Below are 26,679 nucleotides of genomic sequence, written 5' to 3' on the forward strand. Positions count from 1 at the left end.
AGAATGAACCGGCTCCAGAAAAAGCTTGAAAAAATAGGTAACGACCCTAAAGTTACTGCCAAAGCCGTTGGCCTGCGCTACTGTTTAACGTCTGATAAAGGCTATTACAGAAAGCGGCATGCCAGCGGTTTTTCTTATAAAGATGAGAAAGGTAATACCGTAAAAGATAAAGAAATCTTAAACCGTATAAAAAATCTCGTCATCCCCCCGGCCTGGGAAAACGTGTGGATATCCCCCTACCCTAACGGCCATTTACAGGTAACCGGAATTGATACCAAAGGGCGCAAACAATACCGCTATCACCCAGATTGGAATAAAATACGCAACCAAAGCAAATTTTACCGCCTGCGCCGTTTTGCCGAAGCACTGCCAAATATACGCGCCCAGGTTGAAAAAGATTTGGCCCGCCGTGGCATGCCGTATGAAAAAGTAGTGGCATTAGTAGTAAAGCTTATAGAACTCACAAACATACGTATAGGTAATGATGCCTATAAAAAACTGTATGGTTCATTCGGGCTTACTACTTTAAGAGATAAACACGTAAAATTTAGCGGCAACCAGGTTACATTTGATTTTACCGGAAAAAAAGGCGTTAAACACAAAATTAAACTGCAAAGCCGCCGCATGGCCAATATGGTAAAAAAATGCCGCGACATTCCAGGATACGAACTGTTTCAGTATTATGATGATGACGGCACCCACCACTCTATAGGCTCAGCAGATGTTAACCATTATATCAAAGAAATTACGGGAGAAGACTTTACTGCCAAAGATTTTAGATCTTGGGCGGGTAGCCTTAATGCGCTGTGTGCTTTTCATGAAATTGGCGAACATACCAGCATTACCGATTGCAAAAAGAAGATTGTTAGCGTGTTAGACAGCGTTGCCAAAAAACTTGGCAATACCCGCACGGTTTGCAAAAAATATTACGTACATCCCACCGTTATCAGCGCTTATGAAAACGGGGCTATCTGGAACTATAATGTAACAGAGGCACAGGATACAATAGAACTCAACCCACAGGAAAAAATACTGATGGAATTACTCTCAACCGAAAAAATAGCCGAAGTTGTGGCTTAATCAATTTAAAATACAATAACATGTATTTTCTTGATTTTCAACATACCTCTATAATTTGGCATTGATAAATTTTCAAATTTTTAAATTTTCAAATCACAATTGTTATCTTTGCCCGTAATGGAACAGTTCATTGTATCAGCCCGTAAATACCGCCCGCAAACCTTTAAAGATGTTGTGGGGCAGCAGGCTATTACCAATACGTTGCTCAACGCTATAGAACACAACCATTTAGCACAAGCACTACTGTTTACAGGGCCGCGCGGTGTGGGTAAAACCACTTGTGCACGCATATTAGCCCGTAAAATAAACCAGGAAGGGTATGATGACCCCACTGAAGATTTTGCGTTTAATGTGTTTGAGCTGGATGCTGCCAGTAATAACTCGGTTGATGATATCCGTAACCTGATAGACCAGGTGCGTATACCACCCCAAACGGGTAAGTATAAAGTATATATTATAGACGAGGTACACATGCTCTCTCAGGCAGCGTTTAACGCTTTCCTCAAAACGTTGGAAGAGCCGCCACGCCATGCTATATTTATACTGGCTACTACCGAGAAGCATAAAATAATACCCACCATATTATCGCGTTGCCAGATATTTGATTTTAAACGTATAACCGTTAAAGATGCCAAAGAACATCTGGCAGAAGTAGCCCGTAGCCAAGGCATTACGTTTGAAGATGATGCTTTGCATATTATAGCCCAAAAGGCCGATGGTGCCATGCGCGATGCCCTTTCTATATTTGACCGCGTGGTGAGTTATTGCGGCACTAACCTTACACGGCAGGCAGTTACGGAGAACCTTAATGTACTAGACTATGAGTACTACATTAGGGTAACCGATCTGATTTTAAATAACCAAATTCCGGAATTACTGCTTGCTTACAATGAAATTTTGGCCAAAGGGTTTGATGGCCACCATTTTATAGCAGGGCTTGCCTCACATTTCAGGGATTTACTGGTATGCCAAAACCCGGCAACATTGGTTTTGCTGGAAGCCGGCGAAACCGCCCAGCAAATGTATGGGCAACAGGCTCAAAAAGCCAGCCAGCAATTTTTATTGCAGGGGATTGACTTGGCTAACGATTGTGACCTTAAATACAAAACAAGCCAGAACCAAAGACTTTTGGTTGAATTATGCCTTATGCAACTTGCCTCCATCACCTTTGATGGAGAAAAAAAAAAGCTAAAGGATTTATAATACCTCCGCATTACTACCAAGGTAATAACGCTACCGGTAGTAATTCGACTCCCCAACAACCTGTTGTGCAGCCATCTTTCGAACAGGAAAAAATAAAGCCATTACCTGTTAATGAGCTTGAGGTTGAAGCACCTAAAATTATATTGCCGCCAAAACCACAACCCAAAGATGATGGTACACCCAAAGTGTCAGCTTTTTCACTTTCCAGCATTAAACGCAAAAAAGAAATTGAGCAAAACCAAAAGGCATCGTCTTTAAAGCATGATGAGTTACCAAAAGAAGCGTTTAATGAAACGGATATGTTGTTGCAGTGGAATAAATTTGCACAGCGTATGAGTGATAACGGTCAAAAAATATTTGCTACCTACATGCAGATGAATGACCCTGTTTTGGCCAAAGACGGCTTTACCATAAAACTGGAGTTACCCAATGAGGGCAGTAAAGTAGATTTTGATAATAATAAACTGGAATTATTAGGGTACCTGCGCGGTAAACTGCACAACCATGATATTGTTATAGAAACTCATGTAAATGAGCAGGTAGCTATCCGTCATGCTTTTACCCCTGAAGAAAAATATGAAAAGCTGAAAACCCTAAATCCCGCAGTTGAAATATTACGAAAAATGTTTGACCTTGACATTTAATCTGTGTTATTATTTCTTACCTCGTTTACTTTTTGTAAAAATTCCTGTAACTTTTCATTTTTATTTAAGGCTAAAAATTGCGTAAGTAATATATGCATTTCATTCTGTATTATCCGGTCTTTATGCCCATAATCCCATATTGGGAGTATCGATGTTTTAAAAATAGTATCAAAATCCGGATATGTAATATATATATAGCTAATGCCTTTATCGTCCCGCAGAATATTTTCAGGGAAAAAGCAAAAGCGATACGCAAACAATTTGAATAAAGCCCTAAGTGCCAGTGCTGCTGTACCGGGGTCATTAATACCCGGGCTTAATGCCTTAATAGAAATTTCTGTAAGTTGCCTGAAACCATATAAAAAATTATTACTAATCGTTTCATCATCATGCAAATAAAGTGTTTCCTGTATTTTATTCACAAGGGTTTCATCCGGGTTAATATTAATTTCTAATATTGGGGTACCTTCTAATACAAAAGTTCCCGGAATAACCTTTATAAATATTTTAAAGTCATGCTCTTTACACAATTTCAGCAGGGCTTTATGCTCCACGCCTTCATACACTCCCGCAGTTGGAGCTTTAATTTTATATTCAAAACCTTTACCAGAAATTGCTACAGGCTCCCGTTCTGCCTGGCAAATATCTTTCAATGCTAGCAATGTAACACTATATATCCTGTCTATAATAACCTCATATTTTACAGATTGTGTTATATAGTGTAAAAAGTATATAAAAATAAAAATATCAACAATAGCCAAAAATATAAGGATATACGTGCTGATGGCCGGCACGTATATGCCTGAATTTATATCTCTTATCGTGCTCAGTAAAAAAAGTGCAAATACTATAGTACCAATATAAATACCTAAAACTACCTGCTGAAAACGGTTGCCAATAAGTTTATTCAGCACCCGGTTAGACATTTGCGAGGCTGCCTGGTTAAGTACAATCATTACCATAGAAAAGCTAAATACGGTAAGCGATAATATACCTGCGGCAACCACACCTATAATATTACGCGCTGTAGAAGCATCCTGTAAACTCAGCCAGGTCAACTGGCTTTTAAGGTGTTTACCGGTTTCAGAAAAATCAAACTCAATCAGCAATACAGAAATAATTAAAAATACCAGCGAAATAAAAGCAGGGTAAAATGCTATACTGTTTACAATACGGTTATAATTATTTCTTATCCAGAATTTAATCCTGCCTAATACATCACCCATAAATTATTAATTATATTTTTGTTGTTTGCAGCTAATAAAGTTACGTATTTTAGTAGCACTTTTCCTAACTAATTACAAATATACACTCCGTGCACCATCATTACGCTATATATAAACCTTACGGTTATTTAAGCCAGTTTATATACAATCTTAAACGCAAAAAAAAACTATTGGGAGAGATTTATCCGTTTCCCGATGGCACAATGGCTATAGGGAGGCTTGACGAAGACAGTGAAGGGCTACTGTTGCTAACCACAGATGGAATGATGAGTGAAATTGTACGTAGTAAAAATGTTGAAAAGGAGTATTATGCACAGGTAGATGGACTTATTACTGAAGAAGCCATCTCCTACCTTAAAAAAGGCGTAGAAATTGGCGTGAATGGAAGTAAATACACTACTTTACCATGTAAAGCATTTATTTTGCCTGGATCCCCTACCCTGCCGGAACGGAGTAAAAAAATACGTGATGAACGGCATGGGCCAACTTCATGGGTTTCTATAACTGTTACCGAGGGAAAATTCCGTCAGGTACGTAAAATGACATCTGCTGTAGGATTTCCTACGTTACGGCTTGTGAGGGTGCGCATTGGAAATATACATTTAGGAAGCCTGCAGCCGGGTAAAGTACAGGAATATACTGATTTTGATGTATAAAAAAATCCGGTTTGGGACGCCAAAACCGGATTTAATAAGTTACTATCTTTTATTACTGTGTAACCTCTTTTTTTCTGTGGTCAAACATATACATCCATAACATACGCGAAAGCCTGAAGTTAAATGTGCTTAGTAAAATGGCAACAACAGCTATAACACTTAGTAATATTTTTATTTCTGTAGAAAAAAACTGTACAATAGCTACAACAATAAGCATTTCGGCAACAGTAAGCCCATAGCTCACATACATTGCCCCGTAAAAGAAGCCGGGTTCTTTCAAAAATTTATGGTGGCATACGGCACAGTGTTCCTCCATTTTGGGAAGCTGAAATAATAGTGGGTTTCCTTTTGTTTTAAACACATGGCCCTCTCCACATACCGGGCATTTTTCCGTAATTATATCTTTAAATTGTGACATACCTAAAAGTTTTATACAAATGTAAGCCTGTTATATAAAACAGGCACTGGCATTTTTACCCTTTAATTTGCACTTTTAGGACATTTTAATATTTGAATCACGTTACCTCAATCGCATAATTTTTATTTCGCTATACTATATACCTGGATCAAATTACCCATTGATGATAATCCCCGTTTCTTCATTAAAAAAACATCAGTCGGGTACGCACACGAAATTTGGTTGAGAAAAAGCCCTTAATTTTTAATTACTCTGAAATTTGCAGTACCCTGATTAGTAGTTACAGACAAAACATAAATCCCAACGGCAATATTTTTTACATTAATCGTATCGGCATCTATAGAAAAGGAAAACAGTTCGCTTCCCTGAATATTGAAAATTTTTACTGATTCAACTGCAACACCCTGCGAAGCTTGAATTTTTATTAAATCTGTTGCCGGGTTAGGATATACAGCAAGCTTCGATTTTAAATTAAAGTCTTTTATACTATTAGTATTTTCTATCACGGTTGTGTTTACAGTGTTTGTAATAATAGGTTCATTATAGTCAAAATAGATTGCAGCCGTACCTTCAATAATATCTCCTACAGCAATTGAAGTTACAGGTTTTACCTTAAAAGCTATAAAACCATGGCTTCCGGGCTCATCATCGCTTTCGGCAGGAAGGTTGATGTCATTAAAGATAAACTCAACATGATTATTTTCAGAAATTTCAACATGATAATCATGACTGGCACTAACGGGACTGAAAGTTGTCCAATCTAATTTTTCATCAAGCACATCTTCAATACGTACTGTAATGGCGCTTGCTGTACCGGTATTCTGAAACCTGACAATATAATCTAAATAACCCGTGGCCTGATCCATAGTAATTGCATCACCCTGTACTACGGTTTTATCATTAGGGTCAAATGCATTTACAATAACCTGGTTAAATTCAAAACTGTTGTCATCAGGTGTATAATCATTAGTATTAGGGGTAACTGTTGCCGTAAAATTCAATATGTCGCCGCCATTTACGGTTGGAGGTGTAAAGGTTTGCATTACCAGGTTTATAACCCTACTCTCAAACGGCTGTAAAGTTGCTATGGTAAATCCAAGTTGTCCGGCAGTATTTGTAGCGGGGATTTGATCGGCATTTATAAAACTTTGGGCTGTTTCATCATATACCAGATTTACAGAAACGCCTGACACTGTTTGTGTACCTATATTTTCAACAACTAACTGATAGATTGCCTCAAAACCCGGGCGTGCTTCTGTAACCGGAATTATAATAACATTAATATCTTCAACAGCCTGATTGGCGGTAAGGCAAAAATCAAGCTGCTCTATATTACCAGAGCCGGAAAAAGTAACATTCTGCGAAGCAGGGCTTGCTGTAAAATAAGAAGGTATATTAAGCAATTGTACCGTATATGTATCTTCAAAAAGATTAATATTAAACTCTCCTTCTAACGAAGAAAGTGTAGAATATGTAAAAGTACCGTTATTTGCGGCAACTAAAATATTATCAATTATCATATCATCTGCATTACAGCCGTCGGCATTTTCATCAAAGCGTACATTTCCTGATATTGTATTGCCTATACATTGGGCACTTAATCCGTCACCGGAAATATTCCAGTTAAGTTGGTTGATGAGATAATTACGCACGCCTGCATCACAATATTTCAGGTTGTTGGCACCTAAGTATTTATTCTGTAAGCCCAATTGTGCAAACCTATATAATAAAGCATCATAATTATCTGTATCTAAGCCGCTGTAACCTAAAAAAGCTTGTGAGCTACCATAACCAAAATCAACATTTGTATTAAAATTCCAACCTGAAAGATCCTGGTTAAAATCCTGGGCATTTCTAAACATACCTGTCATGTTTGTTACATTGGAAACATCCCAGTTATCCAAAGGTTGATTAAAAGAATATGCCTGATAAAACATAGATGGCATCGCTGTTACATTTGATACATCCCAGCTGTTTAATGGCTGGTTAAAACTAGATGCATAATTAAACACATTAAACATTGAAGTAACATTAGATACATCCCAACTATCTAAAGGCTGATTAAACGCATATGCTTTATAAAACATTGAATCCATTAGTGTAAGGCTTGAAAGATCCCAGGAATTTATATTTTGATTAAAAACATCTGCATGCGCAAACATATCTGACATAGTTGTTACATTAGACACATCCCAGTTATCAAGAGGTTGATTAAATGAACTTGCATATACAAACATTCCATCCATATTTGTTACACTTGAAACATCCCAATTATTCAATGGCTGGTTAAAGGACATTGCAATTGCAAAGGCATTTTGCATTGTGGTAACATTAGATACATCCCAAGCATCAAGTGGTTGGTTAAATGCAGTTTGAGTAAATATATTTTTTATATTAGTGACATTAGAAATATTCCAATTATTTAAAGGTTGGTTAAATTCCGTAGCACTTGCAAATAATGATTCCATATTTACAACGTTAGAGACATCCCAGTTATTTATTGACTGGTTCAATGATGAGCAACCAGCAAACATATAGCTCATATCGGTAACCTGACTCAAGTCTGGGCTGTCAACAGCTGTAATAGTTAAATTAGGGCAATTTGAAAATGCGCTGTTCATGCTTGACCACTCCACATCGCCCCATTGCTCTATTGTCATAATTTTATCTGAACCAGAATAAAAATTAAACTTATTAAAATCACCTGAGATTGTTACTGTATAAGTACCGGGGCTAACATACTCATGAGATACTTGACCAGTTTGGTTATTTAAAATAACGCCATCACCAAAATTAATTGTGAAATCATTATTAGTACCATCTACAGGCACTATGATAGTAAGATCATCTGCTTCAACTTGCCAGGTTGTTATAAATGGCTCCTGAGCATTAACATAATAACTTGCAAATAATGCAATACAATAAAAGTAGAATTTTTTCATGGTTGTTGATTTTGGTGTGAAAATAGTAATTTTAACAATATAATTAACATAAACTTATAAAAAAACTACCTGCACTGACTTTAGAGAAGTATTGTAAGAATTTTTTTAAATATTATACATAAAACAGGGACTGGCATTTTTATGTCTTAATTTGTACTTTTAGGACATATTTATATATGTATGAAACAGGTTGCTATACTTGATATAAAGCAGTTTCCACGGCAAAGCAGCATTAACGGATTTTATGCCAACAAGCTAAAAGATCATCTTATTACAAGCCATAAAGATATTGTATTACCTCATTCACATAACTTCTATCTCGCCATACTATTTACACATGGTAGCGGCATACATGAGGTTGATTTCAGTATATATCATATTAAGCCGGGAAGCCTGTTTTTTTTAAATCCCGGTCAAACCCACCATTGGGAATTATCCGAAGATATTAACGGTTATGTGTTTTTCCATACACAGGAGTTTTATAATCTGGCATATACACAGGCAAACATAAACCAGTTTCCTTTTTTTTACAGCATGCACAATTTGCCCGTGCTTTACCCGGAAGGGGATTCGCTGCTTCATATCACATCTTTATTCAGGCAGGTATATGAAGAAAATCTCACAGAAAAAATATTAAAACAACAGCTCATATTAAACCTTATTAATCTAATATATATCCAAAGCACACGTATTTACCTCTTGCACAACCCTGCCGATGATATCAACAGAAATACGTATTATTTAAAATTCCGTAAATTAGAAAAATTGGTAGAAGAGTATTTTAAAACCGAAAAATCTCCTGCTTTTTATGCAGATAAACTCAACATCTCACCAAAACATTTAAACAGGATAACACAATCAGTTTCAGGTAAAACAGCGACAGATGTTATATTGGAGCGTGTATTACTCGAAGCCCGAAAAGAACTTGTGCTTCAAAAGAGAAATTTTAATGAAATTGCTTATGGCCTTGGCTATAATGATTATGCCTATTTTTCGAGGTTATTTAAAAATAAAACCGGCGAAACACCTTCGGTATTTTTATCACGGTATACTAAAGGCTGAGTAGTATATATCTATCGAAATTTCAGTACCTTTGCCCCTCAATTTTTTATAATGAGATTACACAGAAATTTAGTTTTTACGGTAATAGACTCGCTTGGCTTTATTTTTAATGAAGGTGAGTATGCCGATAAAGTAGTAGCGCGCGCACTAAAAAAAGATAAACGCTGGGGCAGTGCAGACCGCCGTTTTGTTGCCGAAACCATATATGAAATAGTACGCTGGAAACGCCTTTATTCTGAAATTGCCGAGGTAAAAGAACCTTATGACAGGGATAACCTTTGGCGCATTTTTGCCGTTTGGGCTGTATTGCGCGGCTATAAACTGCCAGACTGGAAATATTTTGAAGAAACACCGCTGCGCCGTATAAAAGGCAGGTTTGATGAGCTTAGTAAAATAAGAAAATTTAGGGAATCCATTCCGGATTGGATGGATGAACTTGGAGCTAAAGAGCTTGGAGAAAAAACCTGGGAGAAAGAACTTGCTGCACAAAATGAGCAGGCGCAGGTAATTTTACGCGTAAATACCCTTAAAACAACAAAACAAAAGCTCAGGGCAATTTTAATGGATAATGATATTGAAACATATTTTGATGATCAATATCCTGATGCCCTTATACTTAAAGAACGTGCCAACGTGTTTTTAACCCAGGCTTTTAAAGATGGCTTTTTTGAAGTACAGGATGCCTCATCGCAACTTGTAGCGCCATTTCTTGAAGTAGCGCCCGGTATGCGCGTGGTAGATACCTGTGCCGGTGCAGGAGGCAAAACACTACATATGGCATCTCTTATGGAAAATAAAGGCCAGCTTATTGCGATGGATTTATATGAGAGCAAGCTTAAGCAGCTTAAACTCCGCGCTAAACGCAATAGTGCATTTAATATAGAGTACCGCATTATAGATAGTACCAAAGTGATAAAAAAATTGCATGAAAAGGCAGACCGTGTTTTAATTGATGCCCCCTGCAGCGGACTTGGTGTTATGAAACGTAACCCGGACAGTAAGTGGAAACTGCAACCTGAATTTATTGACAACATAAAAAAAACACAGGCTGAAGTGCTTGAAAGTTACAGCAAAATAGTAAAACCAGGCGGCAAACTGGTATATGCAACCTGTTCGGTTTTGCCTTCTGAAAATCAGCAACAGGTAGAACGGTTTTTATCTACCGAAACAGGTAGTCAGTTCAAGTTTGTTAAAGACCGTAAAATTATGGCATCAGAGTCTGGTTTTGATGGTTTTTATATGGCACAATTAGAACGAAAGATATAACTACAACAGGTTAAATTACCGGCATTTTAAAAATTCATTTTAAATTTGCCGTCCAAAAATTAAATAATGAAAAAAATTTACACACTATCGGCCTTACTGTTTTCAGTAGCCGTATTAGCACAAATTCCGGCAGGATATTATGATGCTGCTACAGGTACCGGATATACCTTAAAAACCCAATTGCACAATATTATTAAAGATCATACAGACCAGGGCTACGGTGGGCTGTATGAAACCTATACAGCATCAGATAAAGATTTTTACTACGAAAATGACGGTACATTACTGGATATGTATTCAGAAAACCCTGACGGGGAAGATGCCTATGAATATACGTATGGCTCTGATGCACAGGATGACGGTAGTGGCGGTACCTCCGAAGGGCAAAAATTTAACCGTGAGCATATAATACCGCAATCTTATTTTAGCTCTCAATCTCCAATGCGCAGTGATGCTCATTTTGTTGTACCAACAGATAAATATGTAAATGCGCAACGCAACAACCTGCCTTTTGGCAAAGTGGCTACTGCAAATTACACCAGTACCAACGGCTCTAAAAGGGGGAGCAACTTAAACTCAGGCTATTCTGCCGGATATAGCGGTACCGTATTTGAGCCTATTGACGAATTTAAAGGCGATATTGCCCGTATGTTCTTTTATTTTGCTACACGCTATGAAGGGCAATTAACTGATTTTTATACCGCTACAGAGGCCACATCTACACAGGCCAAAGTGATGTTTGACGGTACAGAAGGGCATACTTTTTCTCCTACCTTTTTAAGTATATTACTTAGCTGGAATGCCCAGGATCCTGTAAGCCAGCGTGAAATTGACAGAAACAATGCAATATATGATCGCCAGGATAACAGAAACCCATATATAGACCACCCTGAATATGTAACAGCTGTTTGGGGCACAATAGCAGGAACTGGCGTTTATCAAACAATTAAAATTTCTGTTTACCCAAACCCGGTTACCAATGGCCAGGTAAATATTTCAACGGATGCAGTTCTTAATGAAATACAGCTAATAAATATTAATGGGCAACTGGTACAGGATATTAAAAATCCTAATTCTGTTAACCATACCTACACGATTACGTTAAGCGGAATAGCCAAAGGGTTTTATTTTATAAAGACTATCTCTGCAGATAAAACCAATACAGAAAAAATAATAGTAAACTAAATTGTTTCTATAAAATGATATACTAAACCTCCCTTTGGGAGGTTTTATTATTTATAAAGGTATATTTACTCAAACCAAACTGACATGAAGCTATTCAAAATAATCTTACTCTTTATTTTTGTTACTCCCTGTTTAGCGCAAAATGATAGTCTTATAACTACAATATCTTTAGTTAAAGTTGATAAGGTATACCGAGGCATCACTAATCAAATAAAAATTGCGGTACCAAACACAAAAACATTTACAGCTACTGCCCCAGGTATATTGAAAAAGATTGACAGCCTGGGAAATTACCATTGGAATGTTACATCAGTACCAGATGAAACAGCAACGATAAAAATTGATATGGTTTTGGCCGATGGTTTAAAAAAGCATGAAGAAATAGTTTTTAAAATAGCTGAAATAGCTGCTTCACAGGCAATACTAAAGAGCGACTTTCAGGATATTATTTACACAATGACACGTGAGCAGTTAGCAAATATTAAACTTGAAGTTGTAATACGTGACTTTTATTTTGAAATTGACGATAATCGCTTTGTAGAAAGTTATGAGATGACAATTCCAGATGAACCAACCTACATCATTCATAATGAAAATATTCCTGATGAGTTAAAGAATAAAATTTACTCATTACAAACAAATTCAGAAATCTTAATAAGCCATATCAGGCAGAACAACCCTCATGGTTATTGTTTATTGGGGTCTTTAGGATCAATCAAAATAATAATTAAAGACGCACCAAAGCCGTTAGATTTTGTTCCTGATTTAATAGTATCACAGCCTAAATCTAAATCGGTATACAGGGGAATTTCAAATGCATTAAAGATCAATGTACCGGATGTCAAAAGTTTTAAAATAACAGGTGATGGCAATTTAATAAGAACCGGATACAATAGCTATAACTGGAACGTAACTGGTGTATCTGCTGACAGGGCTTATCTTGATTTTGAAATCATTATGCCTAATGATTCTGTAATTCAGGATAGGTATCATTTTTATGTAAAAGACATTCCTGAGCCAATCACTCAGATAAACGGCTATGGGTGTAAAAAATGTCTTGTCGAAATGAATTTAAAAGAACTTGAGGAAGCTAAATTGACAATAGATTTTCAACAGGTAGATTTAGATATAATTCGTATGACTTATATACGGAGATTTGAAGTAGTATTTCCTGACGAAAGCAAGTCAGAAGTAGAAGGCTATAATTTTGACAAAAAAATATTGAAAAAAATCAAAGCTTTGCCATCTGGCTCAATTATTACTATAAATATTCTTGAATACAGAATCCCCGGAGTTTGTGGGTATTTAGTTAATATGCCTGGGCCCGTAAGAGTTTTACTAATTAACTAAATAAGTATAACAAACAATTTACTTACTTTATCGTTATAGCTATTTCAATTTATATACCTTTGCGGGCGTTTGTAAATACTGTTTTTTATGGCAATGACGGAATGTATTTCGGTTTTTGATATGCTTAAAATAGGCGTTGGCCCCTCCAGTTCACACACTCTTGGCCCCTGGCGTGGTGCTGAACGATTTTTAGGGGAACTGTATGATGAAGATATATTTAAGAGGGTAACACGTATTAAAGTTGACCTTTACGGTTCTCTTTCCCTTACCGGAAAAGGGCATGCTACAGATTTTGCCGTCATGTTAGGCCTAAGTGGGGCCGATCCCGAATATATCCCTGTTGAGGATATACATAATGTTATCGAAAATATCAGGCTTAAATCAGAATTACATCTGGGGAATAAAAAAACGATAAGTTTTGATATTTCCCAAGATATTATTTTTAACAGGGAGTTTTTACCTTTTCACGCTAACGGGTTTACATTTACTGCATATCACCCAAAAGGTGAATATACTTCTACTTATTATTCAATTGGCGGGGGCTTTGTTGTTACAGAAGAGCGTACTATTGCAAAAATAAAAGAAGAAATTAAACAATCTTTTCCTTACTTGGTAAACAATGCTACGGAGCTTTTAACGTATTGCCATGGTCTTAATAAAAGTATTAGCGAGGTAGTGTATGAAAACGAAAGATCACTTCGTTCAGAAAATGATATTCATCACGAACTTATGCGAATTTGGAATACCATGCTGGAATGTATGTACACCGGTTGCCATACCGAAGGTATATTGCCAGGCGGGCTTAATGTAAGGAGGCGTGCCTATGATATGCATCAAAAGCTTATTGGCCCCTTACCCTATTCATCCCCGCAGGAATGGTTGCAGGTAATACGTAAAACAGAGGTGAAGTTTAGACAAATACTAAAATGGGTAAGTTGCTTTGCGCTTGCCGTTAATGAAGTAAATGCTTCATTAGGCCGTGTGGTAACTGCTCCTACCAACGGTAGTGCGGGGGTTATACCTGCTGTATTAATGTATTATATTGTAATAGAAAACCACGAAGCAGATGAAAACCAGATCAAGCAATTTTTATTAGTAGCCGGAGAAATAGGAAGCATCTTTAAAAAAGGCGCTACTATAAGTGCTGCTATGGGTGGTTGCCAGGCAGAAATTGGCGTAAGTAGCGCTATGGCTGCAGCAGCGCTTTGCGAGGTTATGGGTGGCTCACCGGAACAGTGTCTTATGGCCGCTGAAATAGCCATGGAGCACCATTTGGGAATGACGTGCGACCCTATAGGTGGGCTCGTACAAATTCCTTGTATAGAACGCAATACCATGGGAGCCATAAAAGCTATAAACGCCACAGAACTTGCTTTAGAAACTGACCCGAGAAATGCAAAGGTCCCGTTAGATAAAGTAGTTAATACCATGTGGCAAACAGCAAAAGATATGAACAATAAATACAAAGAAACCAGCGAAGGTGGGCTTGCTGTTACTGTAAATAATGCAGACTGCTAAAAAAGCAGAGGAAAATATATAAAACAAAAAAGCAGGCTTAAATGCCTGCTTTTTAATTATGTAAGAATTTTTTATTTAGTTCTTAACAATTTTTTGAGTAGTTGAACCTTTATCAGATGATACAGTTACCATATAAATACCTTTAGCAAGGTCAGAAACATTTACGCTTGCATCAGAAACGCCTTCAAAAGCAGCAGTCCTTACAACACGGCCGTTTAGATCAGTAACAGAAATATTGTTGATAGCGCCACCATTTGATATATTAATTACATCTGTAGCTGGGTTTGGATAAACAGATACTGACGCTAAAGTATTATTTTTAACTGACGCTACGGCTGTAGATATTTGTATGTTATCAAAATATGCTTCACCTGCAAAATTATCATGTGAAATAACAAATTGTTCAACAATTGTAGCTCCAAATATACTTCCTGTATACACAGAATTATCATCAACAAAATATTCTATTGTACCATAAACATTATTTTGTACAACTTCTACATGATACCAAGTTTCAGGATTAAAGCTCACATTTTCAACAACAACATAATCTAAAGATTCTTCGTCTTCAGGATCTGTATAATCTAAAACTACCAAACTTCCATCAGCGGCAAATACAACTCGCGAACTAACAAACCCCTGTGTTGGAGACTGTGCTGAAAAATAAAAATTAGAATCTTCTTCAGCAAAAGAAGATGAATAAAAATCAAAAGAGTGAGTAATAACTTCTCCTGATTCATTAAATGTAGGACTAAAAGCTCCTAATGTAGCATGTGCTGTACCATTCTCAGGAACAAGTTTTAAAGAGTATGTACCCTCACTTGCTTGTTCATCATTAATTAAAAATGTTCCAGCAGATGCTGCTTGGGATATGCCCCAACCATTTTGTCCATCGATATCACCTGTTGTGAATCCCTCAGATGGTTCAAATGAAGTTTCCTGTGCCGTTACATTGAAAAAAGTGGCAGCAATTACTGCCCCAGTAAGTAGAATTTTTTTCATGATGATAATTTAAATTAATTTTTATCAAAAATAAAAAAATAATCATAACATAAGCATTATGATTATTTTTTTTTAGGTGTAAAAAATGTTTTTTTTGCTTCTTTTCTATAAAGAATTGATAATTAATTAATTTTTGATTATCTTTTTAGTTAATGTCCCATTGTCAGAGGTAATTGTAAGCATATAAACTCCCGCTGAAAGATCTGATATATTAAGTTTGGCTTCAGAAATTCCTTCAAAATTTACTGCTTTAACTGTACGTCCGTTAATATCTGTAAGGGCAAGGGTATTAATTCCAATATTTTTTGCTGAAATATTAATCATATTACTGGCAGGATTCGGGAATACCGAAAAAGCATCCACATCCAATTCTTTAATAGAGGCGAGAGAAGATACATTAATATCATCTAAAACAAATTGTGCCCCATCAACTCCACTATAATTAAAAGCTAAAATCGCAGATTGACCGCTATAATCAGATAGTGATACTTCTGCAGTAAAAGGGGTAAAAGAGTCTTCTGCAACAGTATAGGGTGACTGGGTTTCATCCCATATTTCTGTCCAGGTAGTACCTCCATCGGTTGAAATTGAAACGGTAAAATCATAATTATCATTTGGATCAATTGCCCAATAATAACTAAAAGACGCCATAAAACTTAATTGTCCAGCAGAAGGAACTGTAAATTCAGGAGATATAAGTGTTTCATCCTGGTCTACCAGAGCCTCATCATATTCCACCTGTACAGACTGCGCCCCTTCCAAAGGACCATCAGCATATAATTCCCATGTAAAATTTGTATTTGTCGATTCCAGATTCCATCCTTCAGGAGGAAAAGTTGTACCTTCAAAATTTTCGCTCAACTGGGCATTCATTGATGCTATTGAAGCAAATAAAAAAGCGCTAATAAGTAATTTTTTTTTCATGATGTATAATTTAATTTTAATCTAAAATAATAATAAAAAGTATTTCGAGCAATTTTTATTTAAAAATAATTAACAACATAACTCATAAATTAAAACTTAATCAGGCTTATTGTTGAACATAAATCAAATTAAAGCATAATCTGCTAAAACTAATGCAGCCATTGCTTCAACAATAGGTACAGCACGGGGTACAACGCATGGATCATGCCTTCCTTTACCCTGCATATCGGTAATCTGTCCTTTATTATTTATAGTCTGCTGTTTTTGCATTATGGTTGCAACAGGCTTAAATGCAACCCTGAAATAAATATCCATACCATTACTTATGCCTCCTTGTATACCACCGGAAAGATTGGTTTTAGTAGTGCCATCAGTGTTAAATAAATCATTATGCTCACTCCCTTTCATACGTGCGCCGCAAAATCCGCTTCCATATTCAAAACCCTTTACCGCATTAATAGAAAGCATTGCTTTACCAAGTTCTGCATGAAGTTTATCAAAAACAGGCTCTCCCAAACCTACAGGTACGTTTTGTATTACACATGTAATTGTGCCACCTACTGTATCTCCCTGTTTACGTATTTCTTTTATATAAGTCTCCATTTTTTCTGCTGTTTGTATATCCGGGCAGCGTACTGCATTAGATTCCGTTAAAGAAAAATCAAGTTCCTGATACGGTTTATTTATAAAAATATCCCCTACAGAAGACACAAATGCATTAATTTTAACCTCTGGAATAAGTTGTTTAGCAATAGTCCCCCCCACTACTCTGCTAATAGTTTCACGCGCAGAGCTCCGGCCCCCACCTCTATAATCTCTTATACCATATTTTTTATCATAAGTATAATCTGCATGAGAAGGGCGGTATACATCTTTTATATGGCTGTAATCAGTAGATTTTTGATTTGTATTATAGATAATGAAAGCTATTGGTGCCCCTGTAGTTTTACCTTCAAAAATACCACTTAAAAATTCAACTTCATCTGGCTCTTTACGCTGAGTAACAATAGAAGACTGGCCGGGGCGCCTCCTGTTAAGTTCATGTTGTATTGCCTCAAAGTCCAGTAAAACCCCCGCCGGGCATCCATCAATTATTCCTCCGATTGCAGGTCCATGCGATTCTCCAAACGTAGTTAATGTAAATCTTTTGCCAAATGTATTTCCTGCCATAATTTCTTGCTGTTAAAAAAAAGAAGTAAAGATACATAGATATGAAATAATTAGCTATCCTAACAAAATTAGAATTATTCCCATTTCCATAATTGGATTAGTATTTATTATTATTTAAAATAAATTGATTTTTATATTGAATAGCTCCTAAGGATTAAATCAACAAACCTAAAACTCTCCTGCTAATTTAATAATGAACTTTATTTTGTTAGATCCTTCAGTATTTAGAAGACTTTAAAAAAACTTATAAAGCGTAAGTATTCTCAAAATTTTACCTTTCAAAATGATATGTCATAGGAGTAATTACTTTACCAATTCTTAAAACAATTATAACTTTAAGATAAATACATGATATAATCAATCTACGTATTTTGCAGAAAACAACTTATGAAAAAACGTAACGTTGATGTAGTTGTAATTTCTGATGTACATTTAGGTACTTATGGGTGCCATGCAAAAGAATTGCTTGCCTATTTGGCAGATATAAAGCCAAAAACCCTGATTTTAAATGGTGATATAATTGATATATGGAATTTTAGAAAATCATATTTTCCAAAATCCCATTTAAAAGTTGTTAAGCGTCTGCTAAATTTTGCGGCCAAGGGTACTAAGGTATATTATATTACAGGCAATCATGATGAAATGCTTAGGAAATTTGCCGATACAGAAATGGGTAATTTTACTATAGTAAATAAAGTAGTGTTAGAGCTTGATGGAGAAAAAGCGTGGTTTTTTCATGGCGATATTTTTGATAATAGCGTGCATCATGCCAAATGGATAGCCAAACTTGGCGGTATAGGCTATGACTATCTCATACTACTTAACAGATTTATAAACTGGATTTTGGTAAAAATGGGGCGTGAGCCTTATTCCCTTTCAAAAAAAATTAAAGCAGGTGTAAAAAAAGCTGTAAAATTTATTTCGGACTTTGAAACTACCGCTGCTGAACTTGCCATTGAAAATAACTATACTTATGTTGTTTGTGGGCATATACATGAACCAAAAATAATTAAAAAACAAAATAAAAAAGGGGAGGTTTTGTATCTAAACTCTGGTGACTGGATAGAAAATCTTACAGCGCTCGAATATAATAAAGGGCAATGGAAGATGTATCAACATAGCAATGAAAAAGTAAAAGATGCAGAAATATATACTGATACTGAAACAGAATTTATTGATAACCCTCAACTTTTAGCAACTTTGTTATTTGATAAAAAATAAGTTATACTTTTTATTAAATGTTAGTTATATTAGCAAAAATTAATTAACTAACCTAATGAAAAACATCTTTATAACACTTTTTACTGTTTTTTTTCTACTATCATGTTCTGATAATGATAATGATAATAATGACAATAGTAATGAAACACAAAGTTACCTGCCTTTAAATAATGGTAAATACTGGGTTTACGATACTCAAACATCAAATGCTGCCGGCCGTGACTCTTTATATATAGCTAATGATACACTAATAGAAGGAAAGAGTTATAAGAAATTTAAAACTAAAAACACTCCTACTGGTTTTTATTCGGGTGCATTAAGTGGAAACGGAATAAGGCAAGAAGGAAGTAAGCTACTTGTTTCAGGAGGCACATCTGTAATCCTATCTGAAGAATTTCCCATATCCCTTGCGGTAAACGATTTTGTCCTTTTTGATGCTAATGCAACTGCAGGATCAATACTAAGCACCAAATCTGGTATGTTGGAGCAGCCTGTTGATGATATATATACTATTAAAATAGAATACGGCATGTCAAGCATGGCACAACAGGATAGACCAACATATACTACACCTGATGGTACTACTTATACAAATGTAAAAGTAGTAACTATAACACTAAATATCAAGATAACTGCTATTGTAACTGTTGACACATTTACCATACCTATAGAAATTATGCCTGCCCAGGACGCTTTAGTATCTACCCAGTATTATGCCGAAGGCGTTGGTGCTATACGTGTAGTGACTGATATAGATTATGAGCTTATAGATACTTCTTCACTCAATATTAATGTAACTGTGCCAGAATCAGGGTCGGAACATCAAGAGGAAGTATTAATAGATTATAATTGAGTTATGTTTAACAAAATCATAACTGTTAAAACTTTAACATAAACTTATTCTTACAAAAAGCTGATTTTATATTTGCCTTAGTTAACAATAACTCTATAACTATGAAAAAAGTAATTTTATCAGCTTTTATGCTTTTTGCATTAGCTTTAAGTGCACAGGCACAGGAAAGAAACGCATTAGGTTTACGATTGGGTGATAACGATGGATTTGGAGGTGAAATTTCATATCAGCGTACACTGGCATCGTCTAACCGTGTTGAACTTGATCTTGGCTGGCGCGACTCAAACCATTATGATGCCTTTAAACTTGCTGCCCTATACCAATGGGTAATGAATATTGAAGGTGGTTTTAACTGGTATGCCGGTGTTGGTGGCGGTGTAGGTTCATGGAGTTATAATAATGATGGCCCGGGGCCTTATCATGATGATGACAACGGAACCTTTGTATTTGTAGCAGGCGATCTGGGTATTGAATATAACTTTGATATCCCCCTACAGTTGTCACTGGATTTTAGGCCGGAACTTTATTTTAATGATGATTACGGGGGAGACAATTTTGGACCGGATATTGCTTTAGGTGTGCGTTTCCGTTTCTAAACAATATAAAACAAAAATAACATTAAGGGCTGCCTGTTTTATCAGCGGCCCTTTTAGCGTATATTAACTTTATAGTTAGCTTTCTCAATTTTTATATGTCTATTAAAAAGTATTAAACTGAAGAAATTGAAGTTTATATTTAATATACTGCACAGTATATTGAGCTTTAAGTAAATTATATTGTGCCATAAGCATTTGGTTTTTTGAAGTAGTAAAAACAATAGCTTCAACAAGGCCACTACTAAATTTAGCCTGTGTGGTTGTAAAAGACTTTTCGGCATATCGCCTTGTATCTTCCAGTTGATTTATCAATATCATATTTTGCCTTTTTTTTGCTTCTTCCTGCTCTATGGTCTGGCGTAGCTTTATTTTTTCCTTTTCGCTCTCAACCTGTCTTTTCTTATATTCAATTTTAGCAAGTTGTACGTCTCTACTTGTGCGAAGCCCATTAAATATTGGCACATTAACCTGAAAACCTATATAGTGATTTTTATTATCATTAATTTGTGTCCAGAAAGGGTTTACCTGCTGGCCACTGGCCTGGTTGAGTGGAAGGTAATAAAAAGAAGAATAGCTGTAAAAAGCATCTAAAGAAGGTAAATATTTATTTTTTTGAATTGTTACATCTTTTTTTGACATTTCAATTGCCAGGTTCGCTGCGCGTATAGACGGATAATTTTTAACTGTATTTTCAAAAACACTGGTTTCTATTTTCTCAGTCACTATTTTTTCTTCTACTTCAGCTAACAAAATATCATCCGGGTCAATATCTTCAACATTTAATAATTGTAATAGTGTAAGTTTTTGACTATAAAGTAACTGTTTTGTTTCTAAAATATTATTCTCTTCTTGTGAATAGCTTACTTTTATATCATACAAATCACTATTGGGTTTGCTGCCCAATGTTACCTCTTTCTCTATTCTGTTAAGGTTAAACGTTGCATTTTCAAATTGGTTTTGCTGAATTTTAAGCAGTTCCTGGGTATATAACACATTAAAATAATTTTCCAGTATAGATAAACAGTACTCCGCAGCCGTAGCTTCTTTATCTGCTGCTGCTTTTAAAACGGCAATTTTATTGCGCCTTGCTGTAGTAAATACATTAAAATCTAAAAGCGTTATGCCTGCATTAAGTGCAAAGTTATCAGATTGTATACTGGAGCTTATCCTGTTATTAGTTGCAGGGTCTATGGTTGAACCTACACTATAACTCTGGCTGGCCGAAAAGTCAACCTTAGGTAGATATTCCATAATAGGGCTACGGTGTGTAGTTTCGGCGCTAAGTATCTCAAGCTGGCGCAACTGAAAATCCGGGTTGTTTTTCTTCCCTGTTTCAATGCAATCCTGTAACGTCCATACTTCCTGAGATGTAGCACTACAAACAGTAAACCATAAAAGTATATATATAAATGCTTTGCCTTTCATAAATTGTAATGTGTAATAGCCTGCAGGAATGCGCGTTCCTGCAAGCCATTGATTAATAACTAACTTCAATTATTCGTATTTAAGATATTTCAATACATTGGCGTTTGTTGCAGCATAGGCCTTTGAAATAACAATTATAAGCGTTAAGGCAAGTAGAAATAGAAAACCTGTAATAAAAGGAGCATAAGAAATAGTAATTCTATAGGCAAAATTATCCAGCCATTTATCAAGCAATATCCATGCTGGTATCAAAGCAATAATAAAGCCCAGTATACAAAACAGCATATACTGCCAAGTCAATTCCTTTAAAAGCAGTATTGTATCTGCCCCCAGCGTTTTCCTTATAGCTATTTCTTTCATCCGCCGTTGTATGCTAAAAGAGGCTAAAGCAAATAAACCAAACAGAGAAATAAGTATAACCACTACGTTAAGTAACGAAAACACATTGCGCTGTTGTACATAATTCTCATAACTACGGGCAAAGTTTTTATCTACAAAACCATAATTAAAGGCGTAATCTGGGTCTACCTCCTCTACCCATAATTTTTCTATTCCTGCCAATGCAGACTCCATATGTTCCGGAGCCACTTTTACATAAATCTCATGACAGTTTTGCAATTGCCCGTTTTCAACCTTATACTGAAACAGCATCATTGGTAGTATTTTTATATTAGGACCAAACATGTGAAAGTCTTTTACTACGCCAACAATTTTTAGTTTTTTATCCTCCTGATAAGTAATATATTTATTAATGGGATTAGCTTCATTAAGCATCTTGGCAGCTGTTTCATTAATAATTACTGAATTAATAGTGTCAGATGCTATATTTTTAGATAAAAACCGCCCTTTCACCGTTTCTAATTTAAGTATCTCAGGAAGTTCAAAATCCATACCCATAATCTGTATGGCAATTGAGATATCTTTATAAGAAACTGTAGATTGCTGGTACGATCCTCCGCCTATTTTAAAACTACTTATGGCAACCTCATCTACACCCCTAATTTTAAGCATTTGTTCTTTAACCCTGCTGTAGTTACGGCTCATTTTCTGCCTGTATCCTTCTTCCCTGTAATTATAGGGGTTTCGGTAGTATACATCTACAATTTGTTTACCGTTAAAACCAAGGTCTTTTGTAGTGACGTATTTTATTTGTTGGTGCACTATATACGAGCCAATTATAAAAAAGAATGCTACAGCAAACTGCAGTACAAGCATTGCATTTCGTAACCATATTCCTTTTTTACTTCTTGAAAAATTTCCCCTCAGCACTTTTATAGTTTCAAACTTTGCAACATAAACCGCCGGAAATATGCCTGCCAAAAGCACTACTATTATAAAAATGGCAATAAGCTGAGTGTAAAATGTATTTTCATGAAGCTCAATATTTTTCCCCAGAAATATATTGTAATAGGGCAATGAAATTTCGACAATCATTAATGCACATAAAATAGAAAATGAAGTGGTTATTACAGTTTCAAAAATAAACTGCCGTATAATATTGTTTTTAGATGCTCCCAGTATTTTACGTATGCCTACTTCTTTAGCCCTTTTAATAGCATTTGCCGTAGCCAGGTTACTATAATTAACAATAGAAATTATGAGTATAAGCAAAGAGAGTCCCATCATAGTAAGCAGAAATTGGTAGTTGCCCCTGCCTTCTGCCGTGTCATTAACTTTTGACTTTAATCTCAGGTCTTTAAGCTGTTCCAGCGATACTTTTGTAACCCCATAACGTGTAATATACTCTTCCTTACTCATACCAGACTCTGCAATATTTTTTTTAACAGTATTTTCATAGTATAAGGCATCAATCTTTTCCCTCACCAAGGGTGCATCAGCAGGGTTTTTTAGTTTTATCAGCATGCCAAAACTAAACATGCCCCATCTTGTTTCTGTCTCTTTTAGTTTGGCCCCAATTGCATTAATAACAGCATCGGGTTCAAAAGAAGATTTACCCTTAATACTATAAACTCCCTTAACAACAAGGTTTTTATCACCATAGGTAATTTGCTTGTTAAGAGGGTCTTCATCTCCAAATATTGCTTTTGCAATACTCTCAGATATTGCTATACTGTTTGGGTTAAGTGCTGTGCTTGAACTGCCTTTTATAAACCTGAAAGGAAAAAAATTAAAAAAATTATTTTGGGCATCTGTTACCTTAGACAGCACAATCTTTTTTTCTTTATATTTTAGCACATCACTTTCATACCAGCCTGTTAAATAACAATACTCTTTTACCTGGGGCACTGATGCCGTAAGTGCCGGGCCTAAGGGTGCAGAGCTTGATCCCCACACTTTGTCCTCGCCTAAATCTGTAACTGTAAAAAAAACATTCTCCTTGTTGGGGTTCCAGGCATTATAACTATGTTCGTCATTCCAGTACAACATTGCAAAAATTAATCCTGCTACACCAAGGCTTAACCCAAGAATATTTAAAACATTAAAAATTTTATTATGTTTCAGGTGGTATAAATATAAGCTCAACCAGTTATGTATCATGGCTATTCGTATTTCAGATATTTAAGAATATTAACGCGCGTAGCAGCATAAGCCCTGGTTAACACCACAATAAGCGTAAGCAGCATTAATACAATAAAGCCAATAATAAATGGTATAAATGATATTGTTATTCTGTATGCAAAATTATCAAGCCACTTATTAAGCAGTAGCCATGCGGGTATAGTAGCAATTATAAACCCGGCAATGCAAAAAATAATATATTGCCCTGAAAGCTCCCTTAGCAGTACTTTAGTTTCGGCTCCTAATGTTTTACGTATAGCTATATCCCTCATTTTTAGTTGTATACTGTAAGAAGCTAAAGCAAACAGTCCAAACAGCGCTATGGCTATTACTACACCGTTAAGCAAAGAAAAAAGGTTTTTCTGGTCTATATACTCCTGATAGGTTTTTTGGTAATTTTTATCTACAAACGAATAGCTGAACGGGTACTCCAGGTCAACTTTAGAAGACCAGAATTTTTCTATATCACTCAAAGCAGGGGCCATCTCATCAGCAGAAATTTTCACATAGATTTTATTCAGGTTATAGGACATCCAGTCAATTGTCTTAAAGTGAAAGAATGACATAGGGGGTATTTTATTTTGGGGGCCAAACAAATGAAAATCTTTTACTACACCAACAATTTTAAGTTTTTCGCCATTCCATTCCACCGTTTTGCCTATGGGGTTTTTCTCGTTCATCATTTTTACAGCTGTTTCATTTACCAGCATATTATTTATGGTATCAGAAGAAAAATTTTCTGAAAGCTGTCTTCCCATAGCCATTTTTATATCCATCATCTCCAACATATCAAAATCAATAGCCATGTTTTGACTCTGTATAGTATTATCTTTATAGGAAAAGCTTGATGAAGAGTCAGACCCGCTTCCAAATGAAAATGCCGCGCCCGATACTTTTTCTACTCCTTTTATTTTTTTGAGCTCATCATATACAAGCCTGTAGTTATTATAAATAATATTAGGGTCATCATAAGAAACTTTCCGGTATATAATTTCAACAACCTGGTCACCTTTAAGTCCTAAATCTTTATTACTCATGTACTGAACCTGCTGATAAACTACATAAGAACCAATTATAAAAAATGTAGCAATTGCAAATTGCAGTACCAGCATACCATTACGTAGCCACACACCTTTTTTGCTTCTGCCAAAATTACCCCTGAGAACTTTTAACGTTTCAAAATTAGACACGTATACCGATGGGAAAATTCCAGCCAGTACCACAACAATAATAAATATGCATATAAGCTGAATATAGAACTGGCCGTTGCTTATTTCGAGTGTTTTTTTAAGAAATTCATTATAATAAGGCAGGGAAAGTTCTACAATAACAAGAGCCAGTAAAATAGCCATAGCTGTAATAAGAACTGTTTCAAAAACAAATTGCCGTATTATATTGCCTTTTGAGGCACCAAGTATTTTGCGCACCCCTACTTCTTTGGCTCTTTTAATAGCATTAGCCGTAGCCAGGTTTACATAATTTACTATAGAAAGTATAAGAATAAGTACCGAAAGGCCTGCCATAATAAGCAAAAACTGGTAATTGCCTTTTCCTTCGGGTGTGCCATCTACTACAGAATGTAGTCTAATTTTTGAAAGCGGCTCTAATATAACCGATATGGTGCCATACTTTTTAATATATTCAGCAGTAGAAAGCCCTTCTGCTTTAGCTAAAGGTTTCAGCCTATATTGTAAATATATATTATCAATCTTCTTTTTTACTATATTTAACTGTTCGGGTGTATGTGCTTTAACCATAAGGCCGAAGTTAAAATTACCCCATTGGTTTTCATTACCATTAAGCCTTGTTTCTTCCATCAGGTTAGTTACTGCCTCTGGCTCAAAAGAAGATTTGCCGGGTATCTTATAAACTCCCCTAACTATAAGTTTACGTCCGGAGTATATTATCTCTTTACCAACAGGGTCTTCATTTCCAAAAAGCCCTTCGGCAACCTTTTCTTCTATAACAATACTGTTATTGTCGGGCAGCGCGTTTTTTATATTGCCTTTTACAAATTCAAAAGGGAAAAACTCAAAAAAGTTTTTTTGTGTATCGGCTATATTTATCTGCGTCTTTTTTTCTCCATAGTGAATTATCTCATAATAGTACCAGTTATTAAAATAACAAAACGCTTCTATTTCAGGTATATCCTTCATGTATTTTGCCAGCGGATATACATTATGAGGCCATACCATGCCATTACCTAAATCAGAAGCAACAGTAAATACTTTATCTTTTTCCGGGTTCCACTGGTTATAACTTTGTTCTTCATTCCAGTATAATATGGCAAATATAAGTCCGGCTATACCAATGCTCAACCCTAAAGTATTAAGGGCTGTAAAAAACTTGTTTTTCTTTGCATTATATATAAATATTTTGAGCCAGTTTTTTAACATGATTGTATTATTTAAATGTTGA

General features: G+C 35.7%; 21 protein-coding genes. 12 read left to right on the plus strand and 9 right to left on the minus strand.

The features are described 5' to 3' along the window. Positions 1–3 precede the first annotated feature (3 nt). The 3 genes from ABS766_RS08720 to ABS766_RS08730 all read left to right on the plus strand — a co-directional run bounded on the left by ABS766_RS08720 (position 4) and on the right by ABS766_RS08730 (position 2,927). The gene (locus tag ABS766_RS08720) at positions 4–1,080 is read left to right on the plus strand and encodes a DNA topoisomerase IB (RefSeq protein WP_408084752.1); all 1,077 of its coding nucleotides are present in this window, start codon (positions 4–6) and stop codon (positions 1,078–1,080) included. A gap of 117 nt (positions 1,081–1,197) precedes the next feature. Further along, a complete protein-coding gene (gene dnaX, locus ABS766_RS08725) occupies positions 1,198–2,283 on the plus strand; it encodes a DNA polymerase III subunit gamma/tau (protein ID WP_408084753.1) in 1,086 nt (361 codons plus the stop codon). Between the two features lie 65 nt (positions 2,284–2,348). Further along, positions 2,349–2,927 carry a DNA polymerase III subunit gamma/tau gene (locus tag ABS766_RS08730; protein WP_408084754.1) on the plus strand — a complete coding sequence of 193 codons (579 nt, stop codon included), beginning with the start codon at positions 2,349–2,351 and terminating at the stop codon, positions 2,925–2,927. On the opposite strand, the gene ABS766_RS08735 is transcribed toward ABS766_RS08730, so the two are convergent. Continuing rightward, complete coding sequence (locus ABS766_RS08735) at positions 2,924–4,153, minus strand: DUF2254 domain-containing protein (protein WP_408084755.1); 1,230 nt, start codon at positions 4,151–4,153, stop codon at positions 2,924–2,926. The two genes, ABS766_RS08730 and ABS766_RS08735, sit on opposite strands and share 4 nt — an antisense overlap. An 89-nt stretch (positions 4,154–4,242) precedes the next feature. Between ABS766_RS08735 and ABS766_RS08740 the strand changes: the two genes are divergently transcribed. Next, entirely contained in the window at positions 4,243–4,809 is a 567-nt protein-coding gene (locus ABS766_RS08740) for a pseudouridine synthase (protein ID WP_408084756.1), read from the plus strand. Positions 4,810–4,861: 52 nt separating this feature from the next. Here ABS766_RS08740 and ABS766_RS08745 read toward each other — a convergent pair whose 3' ends face one another. Continuing rightward, positions 4,862–5,227 (minus strand): DUF983 domain-containing protein, encoded by a 366-nt coding sequence (locus ABS766_RS08745; RefSeq protein WP_408084757.1) that lies wholly within the window; start codon positions 5,225–5,227, stop codon positions 4,862–4,864. A 236-nt stretch (positions 5,228–5,463) separates the two neighbouring features. After that, a complete protein-coding gene (locus tag ABS766_RS08750) occupies positions 5,464–8,169 on the minus strand; it encodes a BspA family leucine-rich repeat surface protein (protein WP_408084758.1) in 2,706 nt (901 codons plus the stop codon). A 180-nt stretch (positions 8,170–8,349) separates the two neighbouring features. On the opposite strand from ABS766_RS08750, the gene ABS766_RS08755 reads away from it, so the two are divergent. The 5 genes from ABS766_RS08755 to ABS766_RS08775 all read left to right on the plus strand — a co-directional run bounded on the left by ABS766_RS08755 (position 8,350) and on the right by ABS766_RS08775 (position 14,550). Further along, entirely contained in the window at positions 8,350–9,231 is an 882-nt protein-coding gene (locus ABS766_RS08755; protein ID WP_408084759.1) for an AraC family transcriptional regulator, read from the plus strand. Between the two features lie 51 nt (positions 9,232–9,282). Next, positions 9,283–10,497, plus strand: a complete 1,215-nt coding sequence (locus ABS766_RS08760; RefSeq protein ID WP_408084760.1) for an RsmB/NOP family class I SAM-dependent RNA methyltransferase — start codon at positions 9,283–9,285, stop codon at positions 10,495–10,497. Between the two features lie 66 nt (positions 10,498–10,563). Beyond that, entirely contained in the window at positions 10,564–11,682 is a 1,119-nt protein-coding gene (locus ABS766_RS08765; RefSeq protein ID WP_408084761.1) for an endonuclease, read from the plus strand. 84 nt (positions 11,683–11,766) lie between these two features. Next, the gene (locus tag ABS766_RS08770) at positions 11,767–13,032 is read left to right on the plus strand and encodes a hypothetical protein (protein WP_408084762.1); all 1,266 of its coding nucleotides are present in this window, start codon (positions 11,767–11,769) and stop codon (positions 13,030–13,032) included. A gap of 93 nt (positions 13,033–13,125) precedes the next feature. After that, positions 13,126–14,550, plus strand: coding sequence for an L-serine ammonia-lyase (locus tag ABS766_RS08775; RefSeq protein WP_408084803.1), 1,425 nt, complete (start codon positions 13,126–13,128; stop codon positions 14,548–14,550). A gap of 75 nt (positions 14,551–14,625) precedes the next feature. Here ABS766_RS08775 and ABS766_RS08780 read toward each other — a convergent pair whose 3' ends face one another. From ABS766_RS08780 to aroC, 3 genes are all read right to left on the minus strand, one after another. Continuing rightward, positions 14,626–15,552, minus strand: a complete 927-nt coding sequence (locus tag ABS766_RS08780; RefSeq protein WP_408084763.1) for a T9SS type A sorting domain-containing protein — start codon at positions 15,550–15,552, stop codon at positions 14,626–14,628. A 126-nt stretch (positions 15,553–15,678) separates the two neighbouring features. Continuing rightward, positions 15,679–16,476 carry a T9SS type A sorting domain-containing protein gene (locus ABS766_RS08785; RefSeq protein WP_408084764.1) on the minus strand — a complete coding sequence of 266 codons (798 nt, stop codon included), beginning with the start codon at positions 16,474–16,476 and terminating at the stop codon, positions 15,679–15,681. Between the two features lie 123 nt (positions 16,477–16,599). Then, on the minus strand, positions 16,600–17,646 hold the full coding sequence (aroC, locus tag ABS766_RS08790) for a chorismate synthase (RefSeq protein WP_408084765.1): 1,047 nt from the start codon (positions 17,644–17,646) through the stop codon (positions 16,600–16,602). 387 nt (positions 17,647–18,033) lie between these two features. Between aroC and ABS766_RS08795 the strand changes: the two genes are divergently transcribed. The 3 genes from ABS766_RS08795 to ABS766_RS08805 all read left to right on the plus strand — a co-directional run bounded on the left by ABS766_RS08795 (position 18,034) and on the right by ABS766_RS08805 (position 20,316). Further along, on the plus strand, positions 18,034–18,867 hold the full coding sequence (locus ABS766_RS08795; protein ID WP_408084766.1) for a UDP-2,3-diacylglucosamine diphosphatase: 834 nt from the start codon (positions 18,034–18,036) through the stop codon (positions 18,865–18,867). A 55-nt stretch (positions 18,868–18,922) separates the two neighbouring features. Further along, positions 18,923–19,720 (plus strand): hypothetical protein, encoded by a 798-nt coding sequence (locus ABS766_RS08800; protein WP_408084767.1) that lies wholly within the window; start codon positions 18,923–18,925, stop codon positions 19,718–19,720. A gap of 101 nt (positions 19,721–19,821) precedes the next feature. Further along, positions 19,822–20,316 (plus strand): hypothetical protein, encoded by a 495-nt coding sequence (locus ABS766_RS08805; RefSeq protein WP_408084768.1) that lies wholly within the window; start codon positions 19,822–19,824, stop codon positions 20,314–20,316. A 102-nt stretch (positions 20,317–20,418) separates the two neighbouring features. Here the strand turns inward: ABS766_RS08805 and ABS766_RS08810 are convergent, their stop codons facing one another. From ABS766_RS08810 to ABS766_RS08820, 3 genes are read right to left on the minus strand one after another with little or no spacing between them, the layout of a single operon-like run. Next, entirely contained in the window at positions 20,419–21,810 is a 1,392-nt protein-coding gene (locus ABS766_RS08810; RefSeq protein ID WP_408084769.1) for a TolC family protein, read from the minus strand. Next, positions 21,811–24,240, minus strand: a complete 2,430-nt coding sequence (locus ABS766_RS08815) for an ABC transporter permease (protein WP_408084770.1) — start codon at positions 24,238–24,240, stop codon at positions 21,811–21,813. Positions 24,241–24,242: 2 nt separating this feature from the next. Beyond that, positions 24,243–26,657, minus strand: a complete 2,415-nt coding sequence (locus ABS766_RS08820) for an ABC transporter permease (protein ID WP_408084771.1) — start codon at positions 26,655–26,657, stop codon at positions 24,243–24,245. Between the last annotated feature and the right edge of the window lie 22 nt (positions 26,658–26,679).

The sequence above is a fragment of the Flavobacterium rhizosphaerae genome, assembly GCF_046000445.1.
GTDB lineage: Bacteria > Bacteroidota > Bacteroidia > Flavobacteriales > Flavobacteriaceae > Flavobacterium > Flavobacterium rhizosphaerae.

What these genes read in the sequence shown, in the direction of transcription:
- aroC (WP_408084765.1), bottom strand. Translation starts at nt 17,646, where the DNA reads ATGGCAGGAAATACATTTGGCAAAAGATTTACATTAACTACGTTTGGA.
- ABS766_RS08795 (WP_408084766.1), top strand. Translation starts at nt 18,034, where the DNA reads ATGAAAAAACGTAACGTTGATGTAGTTGTAATTTCTGATGTACATTTA.
- ABS766_RS08765 (WP_408084761.1), top strand. Translation starts at nt 10,564, where the DNA reads ATGAAAAAAATTTACACACTATCGGCCTTACTGTTTTCAGTAGCCGTA.
- ABS766_RS08805 (WP_408084768.1), top strand. Translation starts at nt 19,822, where the DNA reads ATGAAAAAAGTAATTTTATCAGCTTTTATGCTTTTTGCATTAGCTTTA.
- ABS766_RS08800 (WP_408084767.1), top strand. Translation starts at nt 18,923, where the DNA reads ATGAAAAACATCTTTATAACACTTTTTACTGTTTTTTTTCTACTATCA.
- ABS766_RS08815 (WP_408084770.1), bottom strand. Translation starts at nt 24,240, where the DNA reads ATGATACATAACTGGTTGAGCTTATATTTATACCACCTGAAACATAAT.
- ABS766_RS08750 (WP_408084758.1), bottom strand. Translation starts at nt 8,169, where the DNA reads ATGAAAAAATTCTACTTTTATTGTATTGCATTATTTGCAAGTTATTAT.
- ABS766_RS08720 (WP_408084752.1), top strand. Translation starts at nt 4, where the DNA reads ATGAACCGGCTCCAGAAAAAGCTTGAAAAAATAGGTAACGACCCTAAA.
- ABS766_RS08780 (WP_408084763.1), bottom strand. Translation starts at nt 15,552, where the DNA reads ATGAAAAAAATTCTACTTACTGGGGCAGTAATTGCTGCCACTTTTTTC.
- ABS766_RS08735 (WP_408084755.1), bottom strand. Translation starts at nt 4,153, where the DNA reads ATGGGTGATGTATTAGGCAGGATTAAATTCTGGATAAGAAATAATTAT.
- ABS766_RS08775 (WP_408084803.1), top strand. Translation starts at nt 13,126, where the DNA reads ATGACGGAATGTATTTCGGTTTTTGATATGCTTAAAATAGGCGTTGGC.
- ABS766_RS08820 (WP_408084771.1), bottom strand. Translation starts at nt 26,657, where the DNA reads ATGTTAAAAAACTGGCTCAAAATATTTATATATAATGCAAAGAAAAAC.
- ABS766_RS08760 (WP_408084760.1), top strand. Translation starts at nt 9,283, where the DNA reads ATGAGATTACACAGAAATTTAGTTTTTACGGTAATAGACTCGCTTGGC.
- ABS766_RS08770 (WP_408084762.1), top strand. Translation starts at nt 11,767, where the DNA reads ATGAAGCTATTCAAAATAATCTTACTCTTTATTTTTGTTACTCCCTGT.
- ABS766_RS08745 (WP_408084757.1), bottom strand. Translation starts at nt 5,227, where the DNA reads ATGTCACAATTTAAAGATATAATTACGGAAAAATGCCCGGTATGTGGA.
- ABS766_RS08785 (WP_408084764.1), bottom strand. Translation starts at nt 16,476, where the DNA reads ATGAAAAAAAAATTACTTATTAGCGCTTTTTTATTTGCTTCAATAGCA.
- ABS766_RS08755 (WP_408084759.1), top strand. Translation starts at nt 8,350, where the DNA reads ATGAAACAGGTTGCTATACTTGATATAAAGCAGTTTCCACGGCAAAGC.
- dnaX (WP_408084753.1), top strand. Translation starts at nt 1,198, where the DNA reads ATGGAACAGTTCATTGTATCAGCCCGTAAATACCGCCCGCAAACCTTT.